15 protein-coding genes are annotated in these 16,246 nt (G+C 69.2%); 5 read left to right on the top strand and 10 right to left on the bottom strand.

Going from position 1 to position 16,246, the window contains the following annotated elements; translation table 11 throughout:
• Positions 1–28: 28 nt before the first annotated feature.
• The 4 genes from RIA68_03775 to RIA68_03760 are packed head-to-tail and all read right to left on the bottom strand — an operon-like array spanning position 29 to position 3,465.
• Positions 29–1,708, bottom strand: coding sequence for an RDD family protein (locus RIA68_03775; GenBank protein MEQ8316554.1), 1,680 nt, complete (start codon positions 1,706–1,708; stop codon positions 29–31).
• Entirely contained in the window at positions 1,705–2,616 is a 912-nt protein-coding gene (locus RIA68_03770) for a hypothetical protein (protein ID MEQ8316553.1), read from the bottom strand. The genes RIA68_03775 and RIA68_03770 overlap by 4 nt, the downstream gene beginning before the upstream one ends.
• Positions 2,613–3,185 (bottom strand): hypothetical protein, encoded by a 573-nt coding sequence (locus RIA68_03765; protein ID MEQ8316552.1) that lies wholly within the window; start codon positions 3,183–3,185, stop codon positions 2,613–2,615. The genes RIA68_03770 and RIA68_03765 overlap by 4 nt, the downstream gene beginning before the upstream one ends.
• Before the next feature lie 49 nt (positions 3,186–3,234).
• Positions 3,235–3,465 carry a hypothetical protein gene (locus RIA68_03760; protein ID MEQ8316551.1) on the bottom strand — a complete coding sequence of 77 codons (231 nt, stop codon included), beginning with the start codon at positions 3,463–3,465 and terminating at the stop codon, positions 3,235–3,237.
• Positions 3,466–3,608: 143 nt separating this feature from the next.
• Here RIA68_03760 and lpxI point away from each other — a divergent pair, with 143 nt between their 5' ends.
• Positions 3,609–4,493 (top strand): UDP-2,3-diacylglucosamine diphosphatase LpxI, encoded by an 885-nt coding sequence (gene lpxI / locus RIA68_03755; GenBank protein MEQ8316550.1) that lies wholly within the window; start codon positions 3,609–3,611, stop codon positions 4,491–4,493.
• A 1-nt stretch (position 4,494) separates the two neighbouring features.
• Positions 4,495–5,133, top strand: a complete 639-nt coding sequence (locus tag RIA68_03750) for an SAM-dependent methyltransferase (GenBank protein ID MEQ8316549.1) — start codon at positions 4,495–4,497, stop codon at positions 5,131–5,133.
• On the opposite strand, the gene obgE is transcribed toward RIA68_03750, so the two are convergent.
• Positions 5,103–6,143: a GTPase ObgE gene (gene obgE, locus RIA68_03745; protein MEQ8316548.1), complete on the bottom strand. Its 1,041-nt coding sequence runs from the start codon at positions 6,141–6,143 to the stop codon at positions 5,103–5,105. The genes RIA68_03750 and obgE overlap by 31 nt on opposite strands.
• Positions 6,144–6,238: 95 nt before the next feature.
• Positions 6,239–6,697 carry a PilZ domain-containing protein gene (locus RIA68_03740; protein ID MEQ8316547.1) on the bottom strand — a complete coding sequence of 153 codons (459 nt, stop codon included), beginning with the start codon at positions 6,695–6,697 and terminating at the stop codon, positions 6,239–6,241.
• 147 nt (positions 6,698–6,844) lie between these two features.
• Here RIA68_03740 and RIA68_03735 point away from each other — a divergent pair, with 147 nt between their 5' ends.
• On the top strand, positions 6,845–7,642 hold the full coding sequence (locus RIA68_03735; protein ID MEQ8316546.1) for a hypothetical protein: 798 nt from the start codon (positions 6,845–6,847) through the stop codon (positions 7,640–7,642).
• 67 nt (positions 7,643–7,709) lie between these two features.
• A complete protein-coding gene (locus RIA68_03730; protein MEQ8316545.1) occupies positions 7,710–11,933 on the top strand; it encodes a hypothetical protein in 4,224 nt (1,407 codons plus the stop codon).
• 1 nt (position 11,934) lies between these two features.
• Here the strand turns inward: RIA68_03730 and RIA68_03725 are convergent, their stop codons facing one another.
• The 4 genes from RIA68_03725 to dnaX all read right to left on the bottom strand — a co-directional run bounded on the left by RIA68_03725 (position 11,935) and on the right by dnaX (position 14,797).
• Positions 11,935–12,639, bottom strand: a complete 705-nt coding sequence (locus tag RIA68_03725) for an NUDIX domain-containing protein (GenBank protein MEQ8316544.1) — start codon at positions 12,637–12,639, stop codon at positions 11,935–11,937.
• Entirely contained in the window at positions 12,636–13,025 is a 390-nt protein-coding gene (locus RIA68_03720; protein MEQ8316543.1) for a YbaB/EbfC family nucleoid-associated protein, read from the bottom strand. Before RIA68_03720 ends, RIA68_03725 begins: the two co-directional genes overlap by 4 nt.
• A gap of 18 nt (positions 13,026–13,043) precedes the next feature.
• The gene (locus RIA68_03715; GenBank protein ID MEQ8316542.1) at positions 13,044–13,379 is read right to left on the bottom strand and encodes a hypothetical protein; all 336 of its coding nucleotides are present in this window, start codon (positions 13,377–13,379) and stop codon (positions 13,044–13,046) included.
• Between the two features lie 281 nt (positions 13,380–13,660).
• Entirely contained in the window at positions 13,661–14,797 is a 1,137-nt protein-coding gene (dnaX, locus tag RIA68_03710) for a DNA polymerase III subunit gamma/tau (GenBank protein ID MEQ8316541.1), read from the bottom strand.
• Positions 14,798–14,956: 159 nt separating this feature from the next.
• Here dnaX and RIA68_03705 point away from each other — a divergent pair, with 159 nt between their 5' ends.
• Positions 14,957–16,246, top strand: coding sequence for a GC-type dockerin domain-anchored protein (locus tag RIA68_03705; GenBank protein ID MEQ8316540.1), 1,290 nt, complete (start codon positions 14,957–14,959; stop codon positions 16,244–16,246).

The following is a 16,246-nucleotide window of genomic DNA, read 5'->3' as shown; positions in this document are numbered from 1 at the left end:
TCGGCACGCAATGCGCATGCCCGCAGGGCTATCGGCCGTCTGGCGTCGAATCTTGATCGGAATCCCCCGCCTCATCTTCGAGGGCGAACTCGCCGACGACCGCCAGGCCCGAGAGCGTGTCGCCGCGGTGTCGCAGCAGGGGGCTCATGGCTCCCGCCAGCGCGACCAGGGGGAGCAACCACTTGACGGCGTTGCGGACCAGCGAGGCCCCGAAGCCCGGACGCCGGATGCCGGGGGCGTCGTCGTCGCCCTTGCGCGAGCGCGTCACCGCCAGGCCAAAGACGAGCTTGCCGATGGTGCGGCCGAGCGCGGCTTCCATGACGGCGCCTGCCAGCATCCCAAAGACGAGCGAAAGCAAGAGCGGCGCGAAGTCGATTACCTCAGCGCCGATTCGCATCGCAAGCCAGCCCTCGGGCAGCGCCCGGGCGATCTCGCTACCGATGAGCAGTGCAACCAGCCCGTCGCCGACGGACGCCAGCAGCCTGGGCATTGGCGGCGCGAGCACGCAGCCCGGCGGCGCCGCGAAGGGCTTGCTTTCGTTGGACGTCCGCACGACGAAGAGCAAGAGCGACGCGCTGACGAGCACCATCAGCACGAGCAGGATCCGAAGGTCGCTGGGCGAAACGGGTCCGTCGAAGACTGCAGGTCCCACGTAGAGCGTGCGTCCGGAGTCGAGCGAGAATTCCTCGAGTTCGAGGCTCGTTGCCGCCCGTCCCTCGGCCGATTCGGGGCGTTCGCTCAGGCGCACGTAGATCCCGCGACGGGCGCTGGTGAGGAAGGCGACGGCAGCGCCGTCCGCGGCATAAACGGGCCGTACGGCTTGGCCCTCGATCTCGAAGACGGTGGCCTTGCCGTCCTGCGAAGCGGCGAGCAGCACACGCGGCCCGAGCGAGACCGGGCCGGCGATCACGCGCGAGCCGGTCGCGGAAGTCGGCAGTAGGAGCGTCTGCCGCGCCCACTCGAGCTCGATGGGCTTCCCTTGCTCGCCCGGCTGCGAACTCGCGGGCTCGAGCAACTCGGACGGATCGCGCAACTGGAAGACCGAGGGACCACCGGATTCTTCGGTCGGGATCTGGGCGGTCCACAGCGTGAGTGCCCCGTCGCCGATCGAGGCCAGCTTCACGACGCCCTTGCGAGAGACGCCGATGGCCTGCGGCGACGGCGCGTCGTCGAGCACCGGACCCGCGCTGCCCATCCAGCGTCCGCGATCGAGCCAAGCGACCTCGTGCGCGCCGTTGGTCAATTCGACGAGCGCCATCGGACCCGCGCTCTGAGCCGCCATTGCAATGAGGCGACCCTCCGTCGGCAAGAAGCTCGACGAGGCCAGGCGGCCGCCCGACCCCGAGTACCACGTGCCGTCGATCGCGCCCGGCTGCACGGCGGCGGTGAAGATGCCGTAGCCCGGCTCGTTGCCGATGCCCGCGAAGGCAAGCCACACGCGGCCTCCCGCCGCGGCGACCGCCGCGGGCCTTCGCTCCAGCGAATCGACGACCCGGATCGCGCCGTCGGCCGCGCCGTTGGTGCCGACGCGCGGCGGTACGTGCCACAACGCCCACTCGCTCGACGTCGTCGAGGGCGTGACGGCCCACGCGTGCTCGCCCGAGGGCTGCGTGCCGCCCGGCGAGCCGGCGACCATCTGTGCCAGCCCATCGCCTGCGAGCACGAGCACGAGCATCATCGCAAGCAGCGACGGTCGGAGCGCGCTCATCGCTGATCTATCTCGCGGGCGTGCACCACGTCGAGGTCGCGCTTGAGCCGAATGCCGTAACGCGACATCGTCTGTCCGAGGTCGAAGGCCCGCTCGTCCGGCCGGCGCCGGCTTGACTGGGCCCCGAGGAAGCGGATCTGCACGCGGGCGTCGAGCATCGGTACATCGATGAGCACGCGCTCGGGGATGGCAACGCTTGGCAACTCGCGATCGATCCGATCATCGAACATGACGTCGCCGTCGAGCATGTCGGCCGTCAGCACCGGGTCGCTGCGTGGATCTCGACGGATCTCGATGCGATCGGGCTCAAGCGTCTCCGGGTCAAGGGTGTATTCGACCACGCCCCATCGGGCCGGCGCCGACAGGACCAACCGAGTCCCCAGCGGCGACAGTCGAAGTGGCCTCTCAGGATTCATGGGTTCTTCGGGCACCGAAGAGAATCCAAGCAGCAGCAAGAGGTCGAGCGGATGCACCGGCACGCCCAAGTCGGCGAGACGGTCGGGATTGGCCTTCTCGTGCGTGCCGATGGAGGCAATCGGATCGTCGGCGAGGAGATCGATGTACCAGTAGTAGCGTTCGTTCGCGCCAAGCGCTGCACCGTCGACGCTGACCTTGCGCAGACTCAGCGCGATCTTGTCGGGCTGGACGATGTGCAGATCGCCGTCGAGCTGCTCGACCTCGTCCTCGCCCTGCTCGCCGATGTACCACACGGTGGTGATGGTGGCCGCCCAGAAGCGTTGCAGCCGCTCGGCCCGCTGGTTCATGGCGGTTGCGACCTGCTCGTAGGTGTAGTCGTCGAGGCTGATCTGCTCGCCTTGGAAGGGCTCGGGAACCTCGGGCCTGCCCGCACAATTGCAGCCCGCGACGCAGGCGAGCGCCAGCAGCACGATCGACGCCGCCCGCCTCACGAAGCCTCCTCGGCTTGCTGTGCCGGCTGCGCTGGCGCCTCGGGCTCGCCTAGCAGCAGCGCCGCCACGCGTTCCATGGCCTGCTCGAGCTGATCCTCGTCGAGGCCCGGATCGGCAACGTCGACCGGCTCGCCATCGATGTATGCCCCGGTGGCCGTTACGCGGCGGACGCGCAGCCTCCCCTTGCGCTGGCCCTCCAGCCGCAGGCGCCGACGCCGCACGAGCATCCACGCCAGCACGTACCGAAGCTCGATGGCCTGCTCGTCCTCGGGCTCGGCGATCTGGTCGAACAACGCCACAAGGTCTTCGTCGTCGACGGGCCGGGCGTTGTCCTTGTCCTTGGGCTGGGGCACTACGCCGCGCCAGATGGCGACGACGTCGCCGTGCTCGCCGGCCTCGGGCCGCCAGCCGTCTTGCCACGCCCCTTCGGCAACGTCCAGCCTCGACGATCCCTCGGCGGGGTCGACGAGCAACACCGAAACGATGCGGTCGCCCGGGAAAAGGGCCCGGCCGCTTGCAGCGCAGGATTCATTCGGTCGACCGATGGTGATGCCGGGGAGGTTTGCCACGCAGCACTTTACGCGAGACGTGCCACGGCGTCGGCAGGGCCTGGGGCCATCACCGGCACGATGCGTCGAACAGCCGGCTGCTGGTGCCGCCCGGCCCGACCGGGAAGCGACAGGTCATGCCGCAGCGCGGGCAGCGGGCGACGTAGCAAGCCGCGTCGGGCGCCCGGTACGAGCGGACGTAGGCCCCGGCACAGGTAAATCGCACGCCGATCCAGGGCCGGCCCTGCACCTGGTTCTGCCCGCCGCCGTGCTCGTTGGTCGATGCCTGTTGGCTGCTCACGGCGGTTCCATCGGCCCGGAAAGCCGCTGGGATTGAGCCGAGGCGTGGTTGTTTGGACGTTGATTGGTTCGCTGCCTCCCGGAGGCCTCGTTCGCGCAATAATCCCGATCCCCGCGTTCGCTCGCACCTGGGAGAAGCGATCCGTGCCCCGTCCGCTCGTCATCCTGCCCGATCCGCCAACGCCGCCCACGGCCATCGGGCTTATCGCGGGCGCGGGCCGGCTGCCGATCATCGTGGCCGAGGGCCTGCGCGAGATCGGGCACCGCATCCACGGCATCGGCCTGGCCAACATGTACGAATCCGAGCTGCCGAAGCTCTGCGACAGCTTCCACGAGGTCGGGCTGTTCCGGGTGGGCGGCTGGGGCCGAGCCCTGGCGCGTCGAAACGTCCGCCACGCCATCATGGTTGGCAAGGTCGACAAGGCCAAGCTGATGCACGATCCGCTACGCATGGTGCGCAACGTGCCCGACATGCCGACGCTGCTTGCCTGGCACCGCAAGCTTCGGCACGACCGTCGGTCGTACGCCGTGCTCGGCGCCATCGCAGACGAGCTGGAGCGCTGCGGCGTGCAGCTGCTCGACTCGACGACGTCGATCCCCAAGGAGCTGGCCGACGCGGGCGTGATGACCGGCCGTCAGCCCACGAGCGCCCAGCAGGCAGACGTCGACTTCGTCTGGCCACAGCTGGTTGATCTGCTGCGGCTCGACATCGGCCAGGCCGTCGCCGTTCGCGAGCGGGACATCATCGCGGTCGAGGCGGTTGAGGGCACCGACCGCATGATCGAGCGTGCCGGCGCACTCTGCAAGGCCAAGGGCTGGACGCTGTGCAAGGGCGCCCGGTGCGGGCACGACCGCCGCAGCGACGTTCCGACGATCGGCGTCACGACCATCGAGCGGATGCACGACGCCGGCGCGGGCTGCCTGGCGCTGGCCGCGGGCGACGTCATCATGATCGACAAGGACGACGTCATCGCCGAGGCCGACCGCCGGGGCATCGCCATCGTGGGCGTGCCCGTCGGCGCCGCCTGAGATGATCCCCCCGCCCGCTGACGCGAGCGACGCCACGCCGGTGGGCGTGCCGCGGGTCGTATCGCGGGGCTACTACAAGCTCCAGCACGCGCTGCACGAGTTCGGCATCGACCCCGAAGGCCTGGCGTGCGTCGATCTCGGTGCGAGCGTGGGGGGGTTCAGCCAGTGCCTGCTCGCGTGCGGGGCGTCTCGGGTCGTTTCCGTTGACACGGCCAAGGGCATCCTCGACTACGCGGTGCGTCGCGACGAACGCGTTCGGGTGCTCGAGCGGGCCAACGCGCTGCACGTCGAACCCGATGAAGCGGTCGATCTGGTCGTGATGGACCTCGGGTGGACGCCCCAGCGCCTCGCCCTGCCGGCAGCCGCGGGCTGGCTGCAAGCGGGCGGGCGCATCGTCAGCCTGATCAAGCCGCACTACGAGAGCGGCGAGCACCTGACCAGCGAAGACGAGGCCGAGCGGATCGTGCGGGGCACGGTCGAGGCGGTCGGCGAAATTGGCTTCGCGTGCGCGGCGTTGACCAGGTCGCCGATCGCCGGCTCGCGCCGCAAGGGCAAGAGCGCAAAGGCGGGTACGGGCAACTCGGAGTGGCTCGGCTTGTTCCGCGTCGCTCAGGCCGTCGACGATGCCCAGCCTGGCTGAGTATTGCCGGCCGGGTGCACCAGCTTCCACGCAGCTTCGAGCAGTTCGCGGAGTCCCTGCCTTGCGGCTCCGCTGATGATGAAGACGCGCTCCGCGTCCAGGTCGAGCGACGTCTTGACGGCATCGATCGCGCTGGCAAGCTCTTGTTCGTCGACGAACAGGTCCGACTTGTTCAGCGCGATGAGCTCGGGCTTCTCGAGCAGCGCCGGCGCGTACTGGCCCAGCTCGGCGCGGATCTTGGTGTAGTTCTCGGCCACGTCGCCGTTGTCGGGCACGAGATCGAGCACGTGCACGAGGACCTTGGTGCGCTCGACGTGCCGGAGGAACTCGTGGCCGAGCCCGGCGCCGCCCGCGGCGCCCTCGATCAAGCCGGGGATGTCGGCGATGACCAGGCGGCGGGATGCGTCGAGTTCGGCGATGCCGAGCTGCGGGCTGAGCGTCGTGAACGGGTAGTTGGCGACCTTCGGCGCGGCGGCGGTCGTCGCCGCGAGCAGCGTGCTCTTGCCGGCGTTGGGCAGGCCGACCAGCCCGACCTCGGCGATGAGCTTGAGCTCGAGGCGGATGCGGCGCGTCTCGCCCGGCTCGCCCTTGGTCGACTGGCGGGGCGTCTGATGGGTGGCGCTCTTGAAGTGCTCGTTGCCGAAGCCGCCCTTGCCGCCCTGGGCGGCGACGACGCGGTCGCCCGGCCCGAGGTCGTAGAGCAGGTCGCCCGAGTCGTCGTCGTAGACGAGCGTGCCCGGCGGTAGGAGCACCTCGAGGTCGTCAGCGCCAGCGCCGTGGCGCTGGGCGCCCTCGCCCGGCCGGCCGCCCCGGGCCCGCCAGTCGTGCTTGCCGCGGTAGTCCAGCAGCGTACCGACGTTCTCGTCGGCCACGAGGATGACGCTGCCGCCGTTGCCACCGTTGCCTCCATCGGGCCCGCCCTTGGGCAGGCCCCGAGCCCGGCGGAACGAAACGCAGCCGTCGCCGCCCTTGCCGGCGTAGATCGTAATGGTGGCGCGATCGGCGAACATCGGAGCGATGATACGCGCCGCGGCCAATCGCAAGAAGACCCGGGCATGTGCCCGGGCCTTCCCGTCCCAACTCCCTGTTCATCCGAGCGTCGTGCTTATGCAGCACGAGCCATGGTCTGCGCGAGCGCACGCTTGAGCCGGTCCTTGTCGCCCGCGCGGCAGAACATGTTGAACACCGCCGCCATCCGGGCCGGGCCAAACTCCTCGTCGGACACCCACACCACCGTGGCGAACACGAAGATCGCCCGGCCGGGGCCGGCGTCGCGACCAGGCCCGTCGTGGGGAGAGCGGCCGAAGGCCATCGCACCCGGTAACTCGATGCGCAGGGCCAGGCGCGTGCCGGGCTCGAAGGGGCGATCGAGCTCGAACTGCAGCCCGCCCTCGCTCACGTCGTACGCGTGGCCTTCGAAGGCGAATTCGTCGCTGTCGAGCGTGCGCGCCGCGATCGGGCTGTACATCGGAGGCACGCTGAATCTCGGGTGGCGGCGCCGCTCGCGTAGGGGGATCGGGTTGGGCGTCGTCGAATCGAACGGGGATGCGTCGCAGGGTGCCATGGACGTGTCTCCTGGAGGCCGCTCAAGCGGGCCGTACCAGAGGCATCGGCCGGGCCTTGGGCCGACTTCATCGATTCTGACGATCGCGGCGGATATCCCGCCTACCCCGCACGCAGGGGGGGTGCCAGCCCCGTCGTACCATCCCCCGTGACTGCAAGCCGGCCACAAGACCCCCAGACACTGCTTTGTGAGCGTTGCGGCTACGTGATCGAGGGCCTGGCGAGCGACTCGGTCTGCCCCGAGTGCGGCTCACCCATTGCTCCCAGCCTGCCCGATCGCCGAACCGGCACGCCGACGCAGAATCGGCCCGGAGTCGGATCCGGGCTCGTCACCGCGTGGTTGGTCGTCCGGCGCCCGCTGGAGACGCTCGATGTGATGAAGGTCGCTCCGCCCCGCATCCGCGGCCTCGTGCTGCTGGCGGCATTGCCCCTCGGCCAGCTCATGGGCGTCGGTCTCCTCTTGGCGTTCGAAGTGCACCGTTCGCTCCCCAGCGGCGGCTCGACAGTCTGGACGCCCGGGAGCGTGGTCGGTTCACTTGCACTCGGTGTGGTGCTCGGCCTGCTGCTGACGCCGGTCGCCGCCGCCGGGCTGGCGGTGCTGACGTGGATCGAGGCACGCGGGCTGGTGGTTTTTGGCGCTCGATCGGGGTTTCGCATGCACCCCACGCTCGCGCAGGCGATTGTTCGGCACGGGGCCGCCGGCTGGCTCGTGACGGGCCTGGGGGCCGCGTTGGTGCTGCCGCTGGCCTGGAGCTTTGAGGTCGAAGTCGGCCCACTGCTTGGCAGACCGCCGTTCGGTGACCCCCCGGCGTGGATCATGGCCCTTGCGGCGCTGGGAATCCTCCTCTCCGTCCTGGGGTTCCTGTTCTTCGAGTTCTTTGCGTGGCTGGGGCTCCGCCGCTGCAGGTTCGCCAACAGCCGCCGACCATGCACCGACACGCGGTAAATCCAGTTTCATCGCCGGGCTGTGCTGTTCGACGCTCTCTATGCTGGCAATGGAGGACCAAGCCGCCATGCCCGACGCTGTCGCGTCAGACTCGAAGCCGCCACGCCGCCGCCACCGGCTCCGCAAGATCGCGATCGGCTTCGTTGCCACCGTCGCCGTGCTGTTGCTCATCGTGGCCGTCGGCGGGCCGGTGATCATCGGAGCGCTTGCGCCCGCGGTCGTTCGCAGCCTCGACGTCCCGGGGAGCCTCGACGTCGAAGAAGTCTCGCTGTCGTGGACCGGCGAGATAAACCTCCAGCATGCCTCGCTCCATGACGCCGAAGGCGAGCACGTCGCGACGGTTTCGGCGCGCACCGGTGGCGGGCTTCTTGGCCTACTCGATTTCAACGTCGAGCAGGACATCGTCGTCGACGGATGGGCGACGGTTCGCCTGTACGAGGATGGCACGACGAATCTGGAGCGCGCTCTCGGCCTGGAGCGGAGCAACGAACCGAAGGCCGAAGACCCCGAGCGCGACGGCCCGATCGAGCTGCCGTTCGCCCGCGTCATGCTCGACGGTCTTGACCTGGCGTTGACCCGCGAGGGCTCGTCGACGCTCGCGGTCGCCGGGCTCGAAGGTGAGTTGCGGGCCGAAGGCACTCGCACCGAGGCGGCGCTCTCGGGCACGCTCACGATGCCGACGAAGCACCCATCGGCCCGCTCGGAGATCTCGGCGGCGGCAAGCGGCGGTCGATTCGAGGCGAGCGCCGACGTCGACCTCGACGGCTTTACCGGTGCTGCGAGCGCAGCCGTGACGGAGATGACGCCCGAGTACGCCGAGACGCTCGCTGCTATCAGCGGCAACGATGCGATCGCCCAGTCGGCCATGGTCGCCGCTCGTGGCGGGCTGTCGCTGAACCTCGACGCCGAGCTTGCATCGGGCCTGCCCACGAACACGACGGCGGTGCTTGTCTCCGAAACGGTGCAGGCATCGTTCGAATTCGCTCAGGGTGATGGCGCAATCCGCCTGGCGTCTCCCGGTTCGATCGAGATCGATGCGAGCGCATTCCTTGCCAACGACGCCATCAGAGAGATCGTGTTGCCGGCGCAGGGCGTTCGCGTGGTGCAAGCCGGTCGCGTCGAGCTCACCGTCCAGGAATTTACGCTGCCCGGCGACGGGGCTTCGCCGAAGCTCGCGGAACTCGAAGCCGTCGTCCGAACCAGCCTTGGAAGCTCACGCCTCGTCGTACCCAGCACCGAGGGCGACGCGACGATCGATCTCTCAGGCACGACCCTGAACGCCGAAGTCGTCGCGGATCAACCGCTCCACGTCAGGGCGAACGCCCGCGCTGCCGTGAATGGCCAGCCCGAGGGCACGCTCTCACTGGATGGAAGGCTGGACATCGCGTCGCTGGCAAATTTGGGCGAGACCGGCATCGACGTTGCTTCGCTCGCGCGAGGCATTCCGTCTCTTGAGCTCACGCTGCGAACGGTGCCCGTGGTCGCGGCGACGCCATGGCTCGCGGCGCTCGAGGACGCTGGGATCGATCTACCCGCGATTACTGGCGACACGATCGATGCAAGCGTGGCGTGGTCGGCTCGCGGCGAGGGGTCGGCCGACGTCACGATTGGCCTCCAGGCCCCGCACGTGCGGGCCTCCGCGGACGCCACTTGGTCCACCGAGGCGATCCTCCTCAATTCGCCGGCAACCGTGCAGGTCGCCCGGCCGAGTGCCGTCGCAGGGCCCTGGCTGCCCGACGGATGGGCCATGCGGAACGGAGAGGGACTGAGCGCGACCATCAAGGAACTGCGGCTCCCGATGGCGGGCTTCCGACCCGAGCTCGCGTCGGCAACCGTCGATGCTCAACTCCGCACCGAGGGCGTCTCGGTCACCAGGCCCGACGGCCCGCCGCTAGGCATCGGCAGCCTCGAGCTCGATCTCACCTCCTCCGCGTCGCAGTCTCAGTTGCAGCTCGTCGCAACGCCCATGCTTGGCGAGGAAGCTGCCAGCTTGAATGCGGACCTGCGCACCGCCGGCCTGGACGGATTGTTCGGGGGCGAGTCGTTCGAGGCTCCGGCCATCCTCGGCTCGGTCACGTTCGCCGGCCCGACGCGGCTGGCACGCTCGTTTCCGATCGATGCGGCGGGTCGGCCGTTGCACGCGTGGCTCAATGACGCGGTCGGACCGAACGTCACGCTCACGCTCAACCTCACCGACCCGCCGGAAGGCGACCTGATCGCCGGCGAGCTCGCGGTCGACGCGCAGCACGTCAAGGCTGCGGCGACGGGGCTGCGGGCCTCGACGTCTCGCGTCGCGGTCGCGGGCGTGGGTGTCCGTGCCACGCCGTCGCAGGCCCTGTGGAAGGCTATCGCGCCGATGGCGGGCATGGAAGGTTCGACGCTCGCCCAGACCTCGGCGCTCGTCCTCGACGCGGGTCCTGCTGCGGTCTCGTTCGGCGGCGGCCAGGACGCACTCGCCGGGCTCGACCAAACCCCGCTGACGCTCCGCGCGCAGCGAGATATCCGCATCAACGGCGTGCCAACCGGCCAGCCGAACGAATCGGGCGAACGCCCGAGCACCGACGTGGTGCTCTCGGGTCTGCGAGCCGAGGTTAATTCGATCGGTCGTGCGATTTCGGGTCGCTCGAAGCTGCAGTCTTCGCTCGACCTCTCGGTGCAGTCTCCCGAAATGGGGGGCATCGCGGTCGTCAATGCGGTCGCCAGTTCCGACGAGGGCGGCAACCTCGACGCGACGGCGACGATCGAGGAATTCAGCATCCGAAAGGCGTTCATGCTCGCCGGCGTCGGTGGCGGGGGCGTCGACGCGGCGACCGGCTCGCTCGGCCAGACCGGCCGCATCGTGGTGGAGGCGCGTGCCGCCGCGACACCCCAGGCCGCGCTCCCCTGGTCGCCGCAGCGCGTGTCGGTCTCGCTCAGCACACCGCGGCTGGAGTCATCGCAGCCGATCGTGGCGCGCTTCACGCGCGAGACCATCGAACTCACCCAGCCGACGACGATCACGTGGACGCCCGATGCCGCGTGGCTCGCGTCGGCCATCGGCGCCGAGGTCACCACGGTGGAGCCGCTACAGATTCGCCTCGATCGGGTCGCGGTGGGCAACCCACTCACCGAGGGCGTCGGCCTGCTCGATCCGACGCGCGTCAACCTCGATGCATCGCTCGACGCCAAGGGCGCGACCATCGCGATCGCCGAGCGCCCGGCCATCGAGCTCGACGAGGTCACCGGCCGCGTGCGTCGCGTGGCCCAGAGCACCTACGGCATCACGGCCAATGCCTCGACCGCACGCGGCGGAACGCTCGAGCTCAACGGCCTGCTGCAGAACCCCGCCGACGCGCAGGGCAGGCTCGCGCTCGAGTCAGCCGAGGTGCGCGGCACGCTCAAGGGCAACGACATTCCCGTCGCCCTCGCCGACGCCATGTCGAATACCGACGGCCTGTTGGCAGACAGCCTGGGCCCGCTGGTCGACCTGGACGCCGAGATCCAGCACGGGCGGCTGATTCCGGGCGAGCCGCCGTCGGCCGACCTGCGTTTCAGCGTCCGCGGCCCGCGCGCCGACGCCTCGGGCTACGGCCGCCTCGAGAACCACCTGATCGTGATGACCGAGCCGCAGACCATCCTCACCGTGCGCGAAGTGCGGCCCGAGATCGCCGAACGATTCAGCCAGATCATCCCAGAGCTGCTGCAGGTCGAGAAGCGGCCCGAAGACGGACCGGCGATCATCCGCACCGAGGGCCTTCAGATCCCGACCAACGGCGAGTGGGTGCACGGTCAGGGCGACGTAACCATCGCCCTGGGTACGGCGCGGTTCCGCAGCAGCAGCGTCTTGTCGAGCGTGCTCAAGGCCACCGGACAGCGTGAGCAAGGCTCGCTCGGCCGACGCATCGCGCCGATCCACGTGACGATGAAGGACGGCGTGATCACCTACGACCCCTTCACGCTTCCGCTCGGAGACCTCGAACTCGAGTCGGAAGGCACGGTTAACCTCGTGCAGAACACGATGGACGTGCTGGTCTGGATCCCCGTCGCCGCGCTCTCGGACGAGGCCGCGGGGCGGTTCAACACCGGCCTCGGCAGCGCCCTGGGACGATCCGTCCCGGGCTTTGGCAGGATCTCGACCGTACCCTGGCGCGTGACCGGAGAGCTCACGAGCCCCTCGATCAGGCCCGCGCCCCAGGAACTCATCCGCAGGCGCGGTAGCGAGTTCCTCGGCCCGCTGCTGAGTCCCGGCGAGTCGATTCAGGACCTGCTCGGCATTCCGCGTTCGCGTCGCGACGATTCCGGAGGCGGTTGACTTAGGTCGATCGCTCTAGATGCCGTGCAATCTCGAGCGTGGGTTCGATCACGCCTCCATCCAGTTCTTCGAGGGTGCGTTCGAGCCGCGCGGCATCGACCCACCGAGCATCAGCGCACTCCCAGGCTCGTTCGGCGCCCGGCTGGAGCGTCGGCGTCTCGCCTTCGATACGCGCTCGGATCACGACGTCGAGGCTCCGGGCGCGGGAATCAAACACGATACCGATCGCCCGTGCATCGCAGAGCGGCGACGCGACGCCGACTTCTTCGCGGAGCTCGGCACGCAGCGTTTGCATGATGCCTTCGAGGCCCAGCGAGCCCGATGACTCTGGAGACTCGAGCCCGCCCGCGGGCGCGAATTCCCACATGCCGGGATAGCTCCGCGTTTGCGCGCCCCGCCGGGCGAGCAGCACGCGTATCGCGTCGGGATCGCCGGCCTCGATGACCCCGGTGACGCTCAGGATCGTCGTCGGCAGGTCGCGGCCGCCTGGCTGGCAGACGACGTGCGCGAAGCGGTCGGGACGAGCAACGATCAAACCCGCTGCAACGTCGACCGAACGTACTGCCAGGATCGGTCCATCGAACAGCCTCGGGTTCTCTCGCTGCGCCGTCTGCCAACTTGCATGCGCGGACTCGTCCAGCGAGGGCCGTTGGCCTTCAACTTCGATGCGGAGCGGTCGGTTGAGCGGAACGAATCGGACGCTCACAGCCCCAACGCCGACGACAACGGGCCGCCCATCTGCGAGGTCAGCTCTTCGGGCAGGCCCAGTTCCCGGGCCTCTTCGGCCACGACGTCTCGCGCCAGCGCCTGGGCCTTGCCCATCGCGTCGTTGGTCGCCTGGGCGATGAGGTCCTGCGCCAGGAGCTGGCTTGCCTGATCGGCGGAGAACGCCGAGGCCATCGCCGGTTCGATGTGCACGCCGATGACCTTCATGGCCCCGCTCATGGTGACGACGATGGCGCCCTCGCCGGCCGAGCCCTGCACGCGGGCCGACTCGAGCCGGTCCTTGACGCGGGCGGCCGCGTCGGCCAGCTTCTGGCGGTCCTTCATCAGGCTGGTAATGGCGCCCAAGGCGCGCATCTGGTCAAGCACCGAGCACCTCCGAGACGATCACTCGGCCTCTTCGACGATGGTGTACGAGATCGCCCGCCCGCCGCGAACGACGACGTCGACGACGAGCGTGTTGCTCGAGTTGACGTACGCCATGTCGAACCGGTGGCGGCCCTCGCCCATGTCCTGCGGAGCATCGTGGCCCAGGCGAGCCTTGACGCCCTCGAGGTCGAGGCCCTCCTGGGCCATCTCGCCGCTGAGGAACCACTCCTGGGCCTCGGTCTCGTTCATCGCGCCGCCCTGCTGCGTCAGGAAGTACCAGACGCCGCCGGCGCAGGCGAAGATAATCACCAGCAGGATGACGTTCTTCATGAGTCCGGACTTCTTCGCTGCCATGCCATGTGCTCCGCTTGGATTCGATCGAACGGGTCGCGTGTTCGCCACAGGCTAGGGGCCACCGCGGCTCGGTGTTTCTTCGGGAGCGAACAGCTCCCGGGCCCGCCTGATCAGGGCATGATCGGACGGCGGCGCCGTGCCAGCATCCGGCGGGTCGTTCGATGGCGTACGCGCCGGCTTGGGTTCGGCCTGGATCGCGGGCCGCGGCGCTGGCTTCGGGCGACGCTCGGGCTCTGGGGCAGCGGCCGGTGGCGACGCGCGCTCGGGCGCCGCCGCCGGCCTCAGGCTTTTCCCGAGGCCATCTCCGCCGTCCGACCCGTTCGGGCGCCGCCGGCGAGCGCCGTCAGGTCTGCGAATCGCTCGGCCATCGCCAGACGAACGAGTGCCGCATCGAACATGGCGCGGGGCGCCGGGCTCTCTCGGCAGACCCGCTGTGCGGTCTCGCACAGCGCGATCATGTGGCTCAATGCCGGCGCGTCGAAGCGTTGCGCTCGCTCGTTCTCGGCCTGTCGCGCGGCGTCGGAGAGTTCGACGAGCGGTGTCTCGGGACCGCACACGCCGAGCACCATCAGGTCGCGCAGTCGGTTTGCGAGCGTCTCGAGCGCGAGCTCCGGACTGATGCCCAGGTTCAGCAGCGAGTCGCCCGCGCGGATGGCCGCAGCGGCGTCGCCGCCCGAGATCGCGTCGACGAGGCTGCCGATGAGCTCGCGATCGGGCAGGCCCAGAAGCTCTTCGAGGCGGGCGAGCGTCAGCCGTTCGTCGCCGGCGGCCATCAGGCGATCCAGGAGGCTCAGTGCATCGCGCATCGAGCCCGCGCCGAGCCTTGCGACGGCGGCCAGCAGGTCGTCGTCGGCCTTGACGCCTTCTTTCTCGCTCACCTCGCGCAGGTGCTCGGCGATGCGGGACGCTGGGATCATCCGAAAGTCGAACCGCTGGCACCGGCTCTGGATGGTGGGGGGGACCTTGTTGGCCTCGGTCGTGCACAGGATGAACTTGACGTGGTCGGGCGGCTCTTCCATCGTCTTCAGGAGGGTGTTGAACGCCTCCTTGGTCAGCATGTGGACCTCGTCGATAATGTAGACCTTCAGCTTGCCGCGTAGGGGCATGTACCCCGCGTTGGCGATCAGCTCGCGGGCGTTGTCCACGCCGCGGTTGCTGGCCGCGTCGATCTCGATGACGTCGCTGTCGCGGCCTTCCATGATGGCCTTGTCGACCTCGGTCCCGCCACCGGCCAAGGCCTTGGCGAAGATCCGGGCCATCGAGGTCTTGCCCACCCCCCGCGTGCCGCAGAAGAGGTAGGCATGGGCGACCCGCCCCTGCTCGATGGCCTTGGCCAGCGTCCGCGCGACGGCCTCTTGCCCCACGACGGAGTCGAAATCGGTGCTGCGATAACGGCGGGCGAGCGCGGTGTAGGCCATGGGTTGAGGATAGGAGGGCGTTGCTCGGGGATGAGAGCCGACCGGGCACGCGTTACCCTGGTGACCTCGGGCCCATAGGCTGTGCGTAGGGCGACCTATCCGGACCTGGTCAACCGAGTGGAGAGAGTCGTGACAACGCTGGCGAAGTCGTGTCTGTTGATGACCATTCTGGCCGCGTGGCTGTTATTGGCCGCCGACGCCCGGGGCCAGGGGTGTGCGCCGCAGTGGGACGAGTCACTCTTCGGGCTCGGGCACGGGCCTGATGGCGACGTCATGGCGCTGGCCGTCCACGACGACGGCAGCGGCAGCGCTCTGTACGTGGGCGGCAACTTTGACCATGTGGGAAGCCTGCCGGTAGAGGGCATCGCTCGGTGGGATGGGGAGTCCTGGTCGCCCGTCGGGTCGGGCCTCCCCGGCGTGGTTTCAGCCCTCGTCGCGTTCGACGATGGCAACGGCACCATGCTCTATGCGGGCGGGGCGGTCGGCACCAATGGTTTCGTGTCGCGATGGGACGGCGAGGAGTGGACACAACTCGGCCCGTTCTTCGGTGGCGGGGTGCAAGCGCTGGCGGCCTACGCCGAGCCCTTGTACCCGCCCCGATTGTGCGCAGCGGGGAACTTCCGGTGGATCGACGGGCGCTTCGCACACGGCGTCGCGCGTTGGAGCGGTCGCTCGTGGGACGCCTTAGGCGAGAGCCTCACTTCGGCGGGCCTCGCGATCGGCACGTACGACGACGGTACGGCCGAGGGGCTCTACGTCGGCGGTAGTTTCACGCGTGCCGGCGGCGTCGATTCCAAGGGCATCGCCCGCTGGCACGCCGGAGTCTGGTCTGCTCTGGACACCGGCGTGGGCGGTTTCGTCGAGGCCATGGCCGTGCACGACGACGGAGACGGACCGGATTTGTACGTTGGCGGATCCTTCGATTGGGCCGGCCCCACCAGCGCTGAGGCCGTCGCCCGGTGGGACGGCACCGCCTGGAGCACGGTCGGAGAGGACAACAGCGGCTTGATTCGCGCGATGATCTCCCACGACGATGGTCGTGGGCCGGGTCTGTTCGTCGGTGGAAGCCTTTATCGCATGGGCGGTACGCCGATCCGCGGCTTCGCCCGCTGGGACGGCAGCGAGTGGTCCGCGGTGGGAGAGTTGGTGTCGGGGACGGTGTTTGCCGCTGCCGAGTTCGATGATGGCCGCGGCAAGGCGCTCTACGTGGGCGGCAGCATGTCCGTCGGCTCGCCCGGCCACTCCATGAACCTGGCCCGCTGGGGCTGCCTGCCCAGCCCGTGCCGGGCCGATCTGGATGGTGATGGCGAGCTCACCGTGTTCGATTTTCTCGCGTTCCAGAACGCATTCGATGCGCGAAGCCCCCTCGCCGATTTCGACGGCGACGGAGACTTCACGATCTTCGACTTCCTCGCATTCCAGAACGAGTTCCAAGACGGCTGCGCGTAG

The sequence above is a fragment of the Phycisphaerales bacterium genome, assembly GCA_040217175.1.
Classification (GTDB): domain Bacteria; phylum Planctomycetota; class Phycisphaerae; order Phycisphaerales; family UBA1924; genus JAHCJI01.
This window is presented reverse-complemented; position numbering and strand designations above follow the sequence as displayed.

What these genes read in the sequence shown, in the direction of transcription:
- RIA68_03740 (MEQ8316547.1), bottom strand. Translation starts at nt 6,697, where the DNA reads ATGGCACCCTGCGACGCATCCCCGTTCGATTCGACGACGCCCAACCCG.
- RIA68_03775 (MEQ8316554.1), bottom strand. Translation starts at nt 1,708, where the DNA reads ATGAGCGCGCTCCGACCGTCGCTGCTTGCGATGATGCTCGTGCTCGTG.
- obgE (MEQ8316548.1), bottom strand. Translation starts at nt 6,143, where the DNA reads ATGTTCGCCGATCGCGCCACCATTACGATCTACGCCGGCAAGGGCGGC.
- RIA68_03705 (MEQ8316540.1), top strand. Translation starts at nt 14,957, where the DNA reads ATGACCATTCTGGCCGCGTGGCTGTTATTGGCCGCCGACGCCCGGGGC.
- dnaX (MEQ8316541.1), bottom strand. Translation starts at nt 14,797, where the DNA reads ATGGCCTACACCGCGCTCGCCCGCCGTTATCGCAGCACCGATTTCGAC.
- RIA68_03730 (MEQ8316545.1), top strand. Translation starts at nt 7,710, where the DNA reads ATGCCCGACGCTGTCGCGTCAGACTCGAAGCCGCCACGCCGCCGCCAC.
- RIA68_03715 (MEQ8316542.1), bottom strand. Translation starts at nt 13,379, where the DNA reads ATGGCAGCGAAGAAGTCCGGACTCATGAAGAACGTCATCCTGCTGGTG.
- RIA68_03750 (MEQ8316549.1), top strand. Translation starts at nt 4,495, where the DNA reads ATGATCCCCCCGCCCGCTGACGCGAGCGACGCCACGCCGGTGGGCGTG.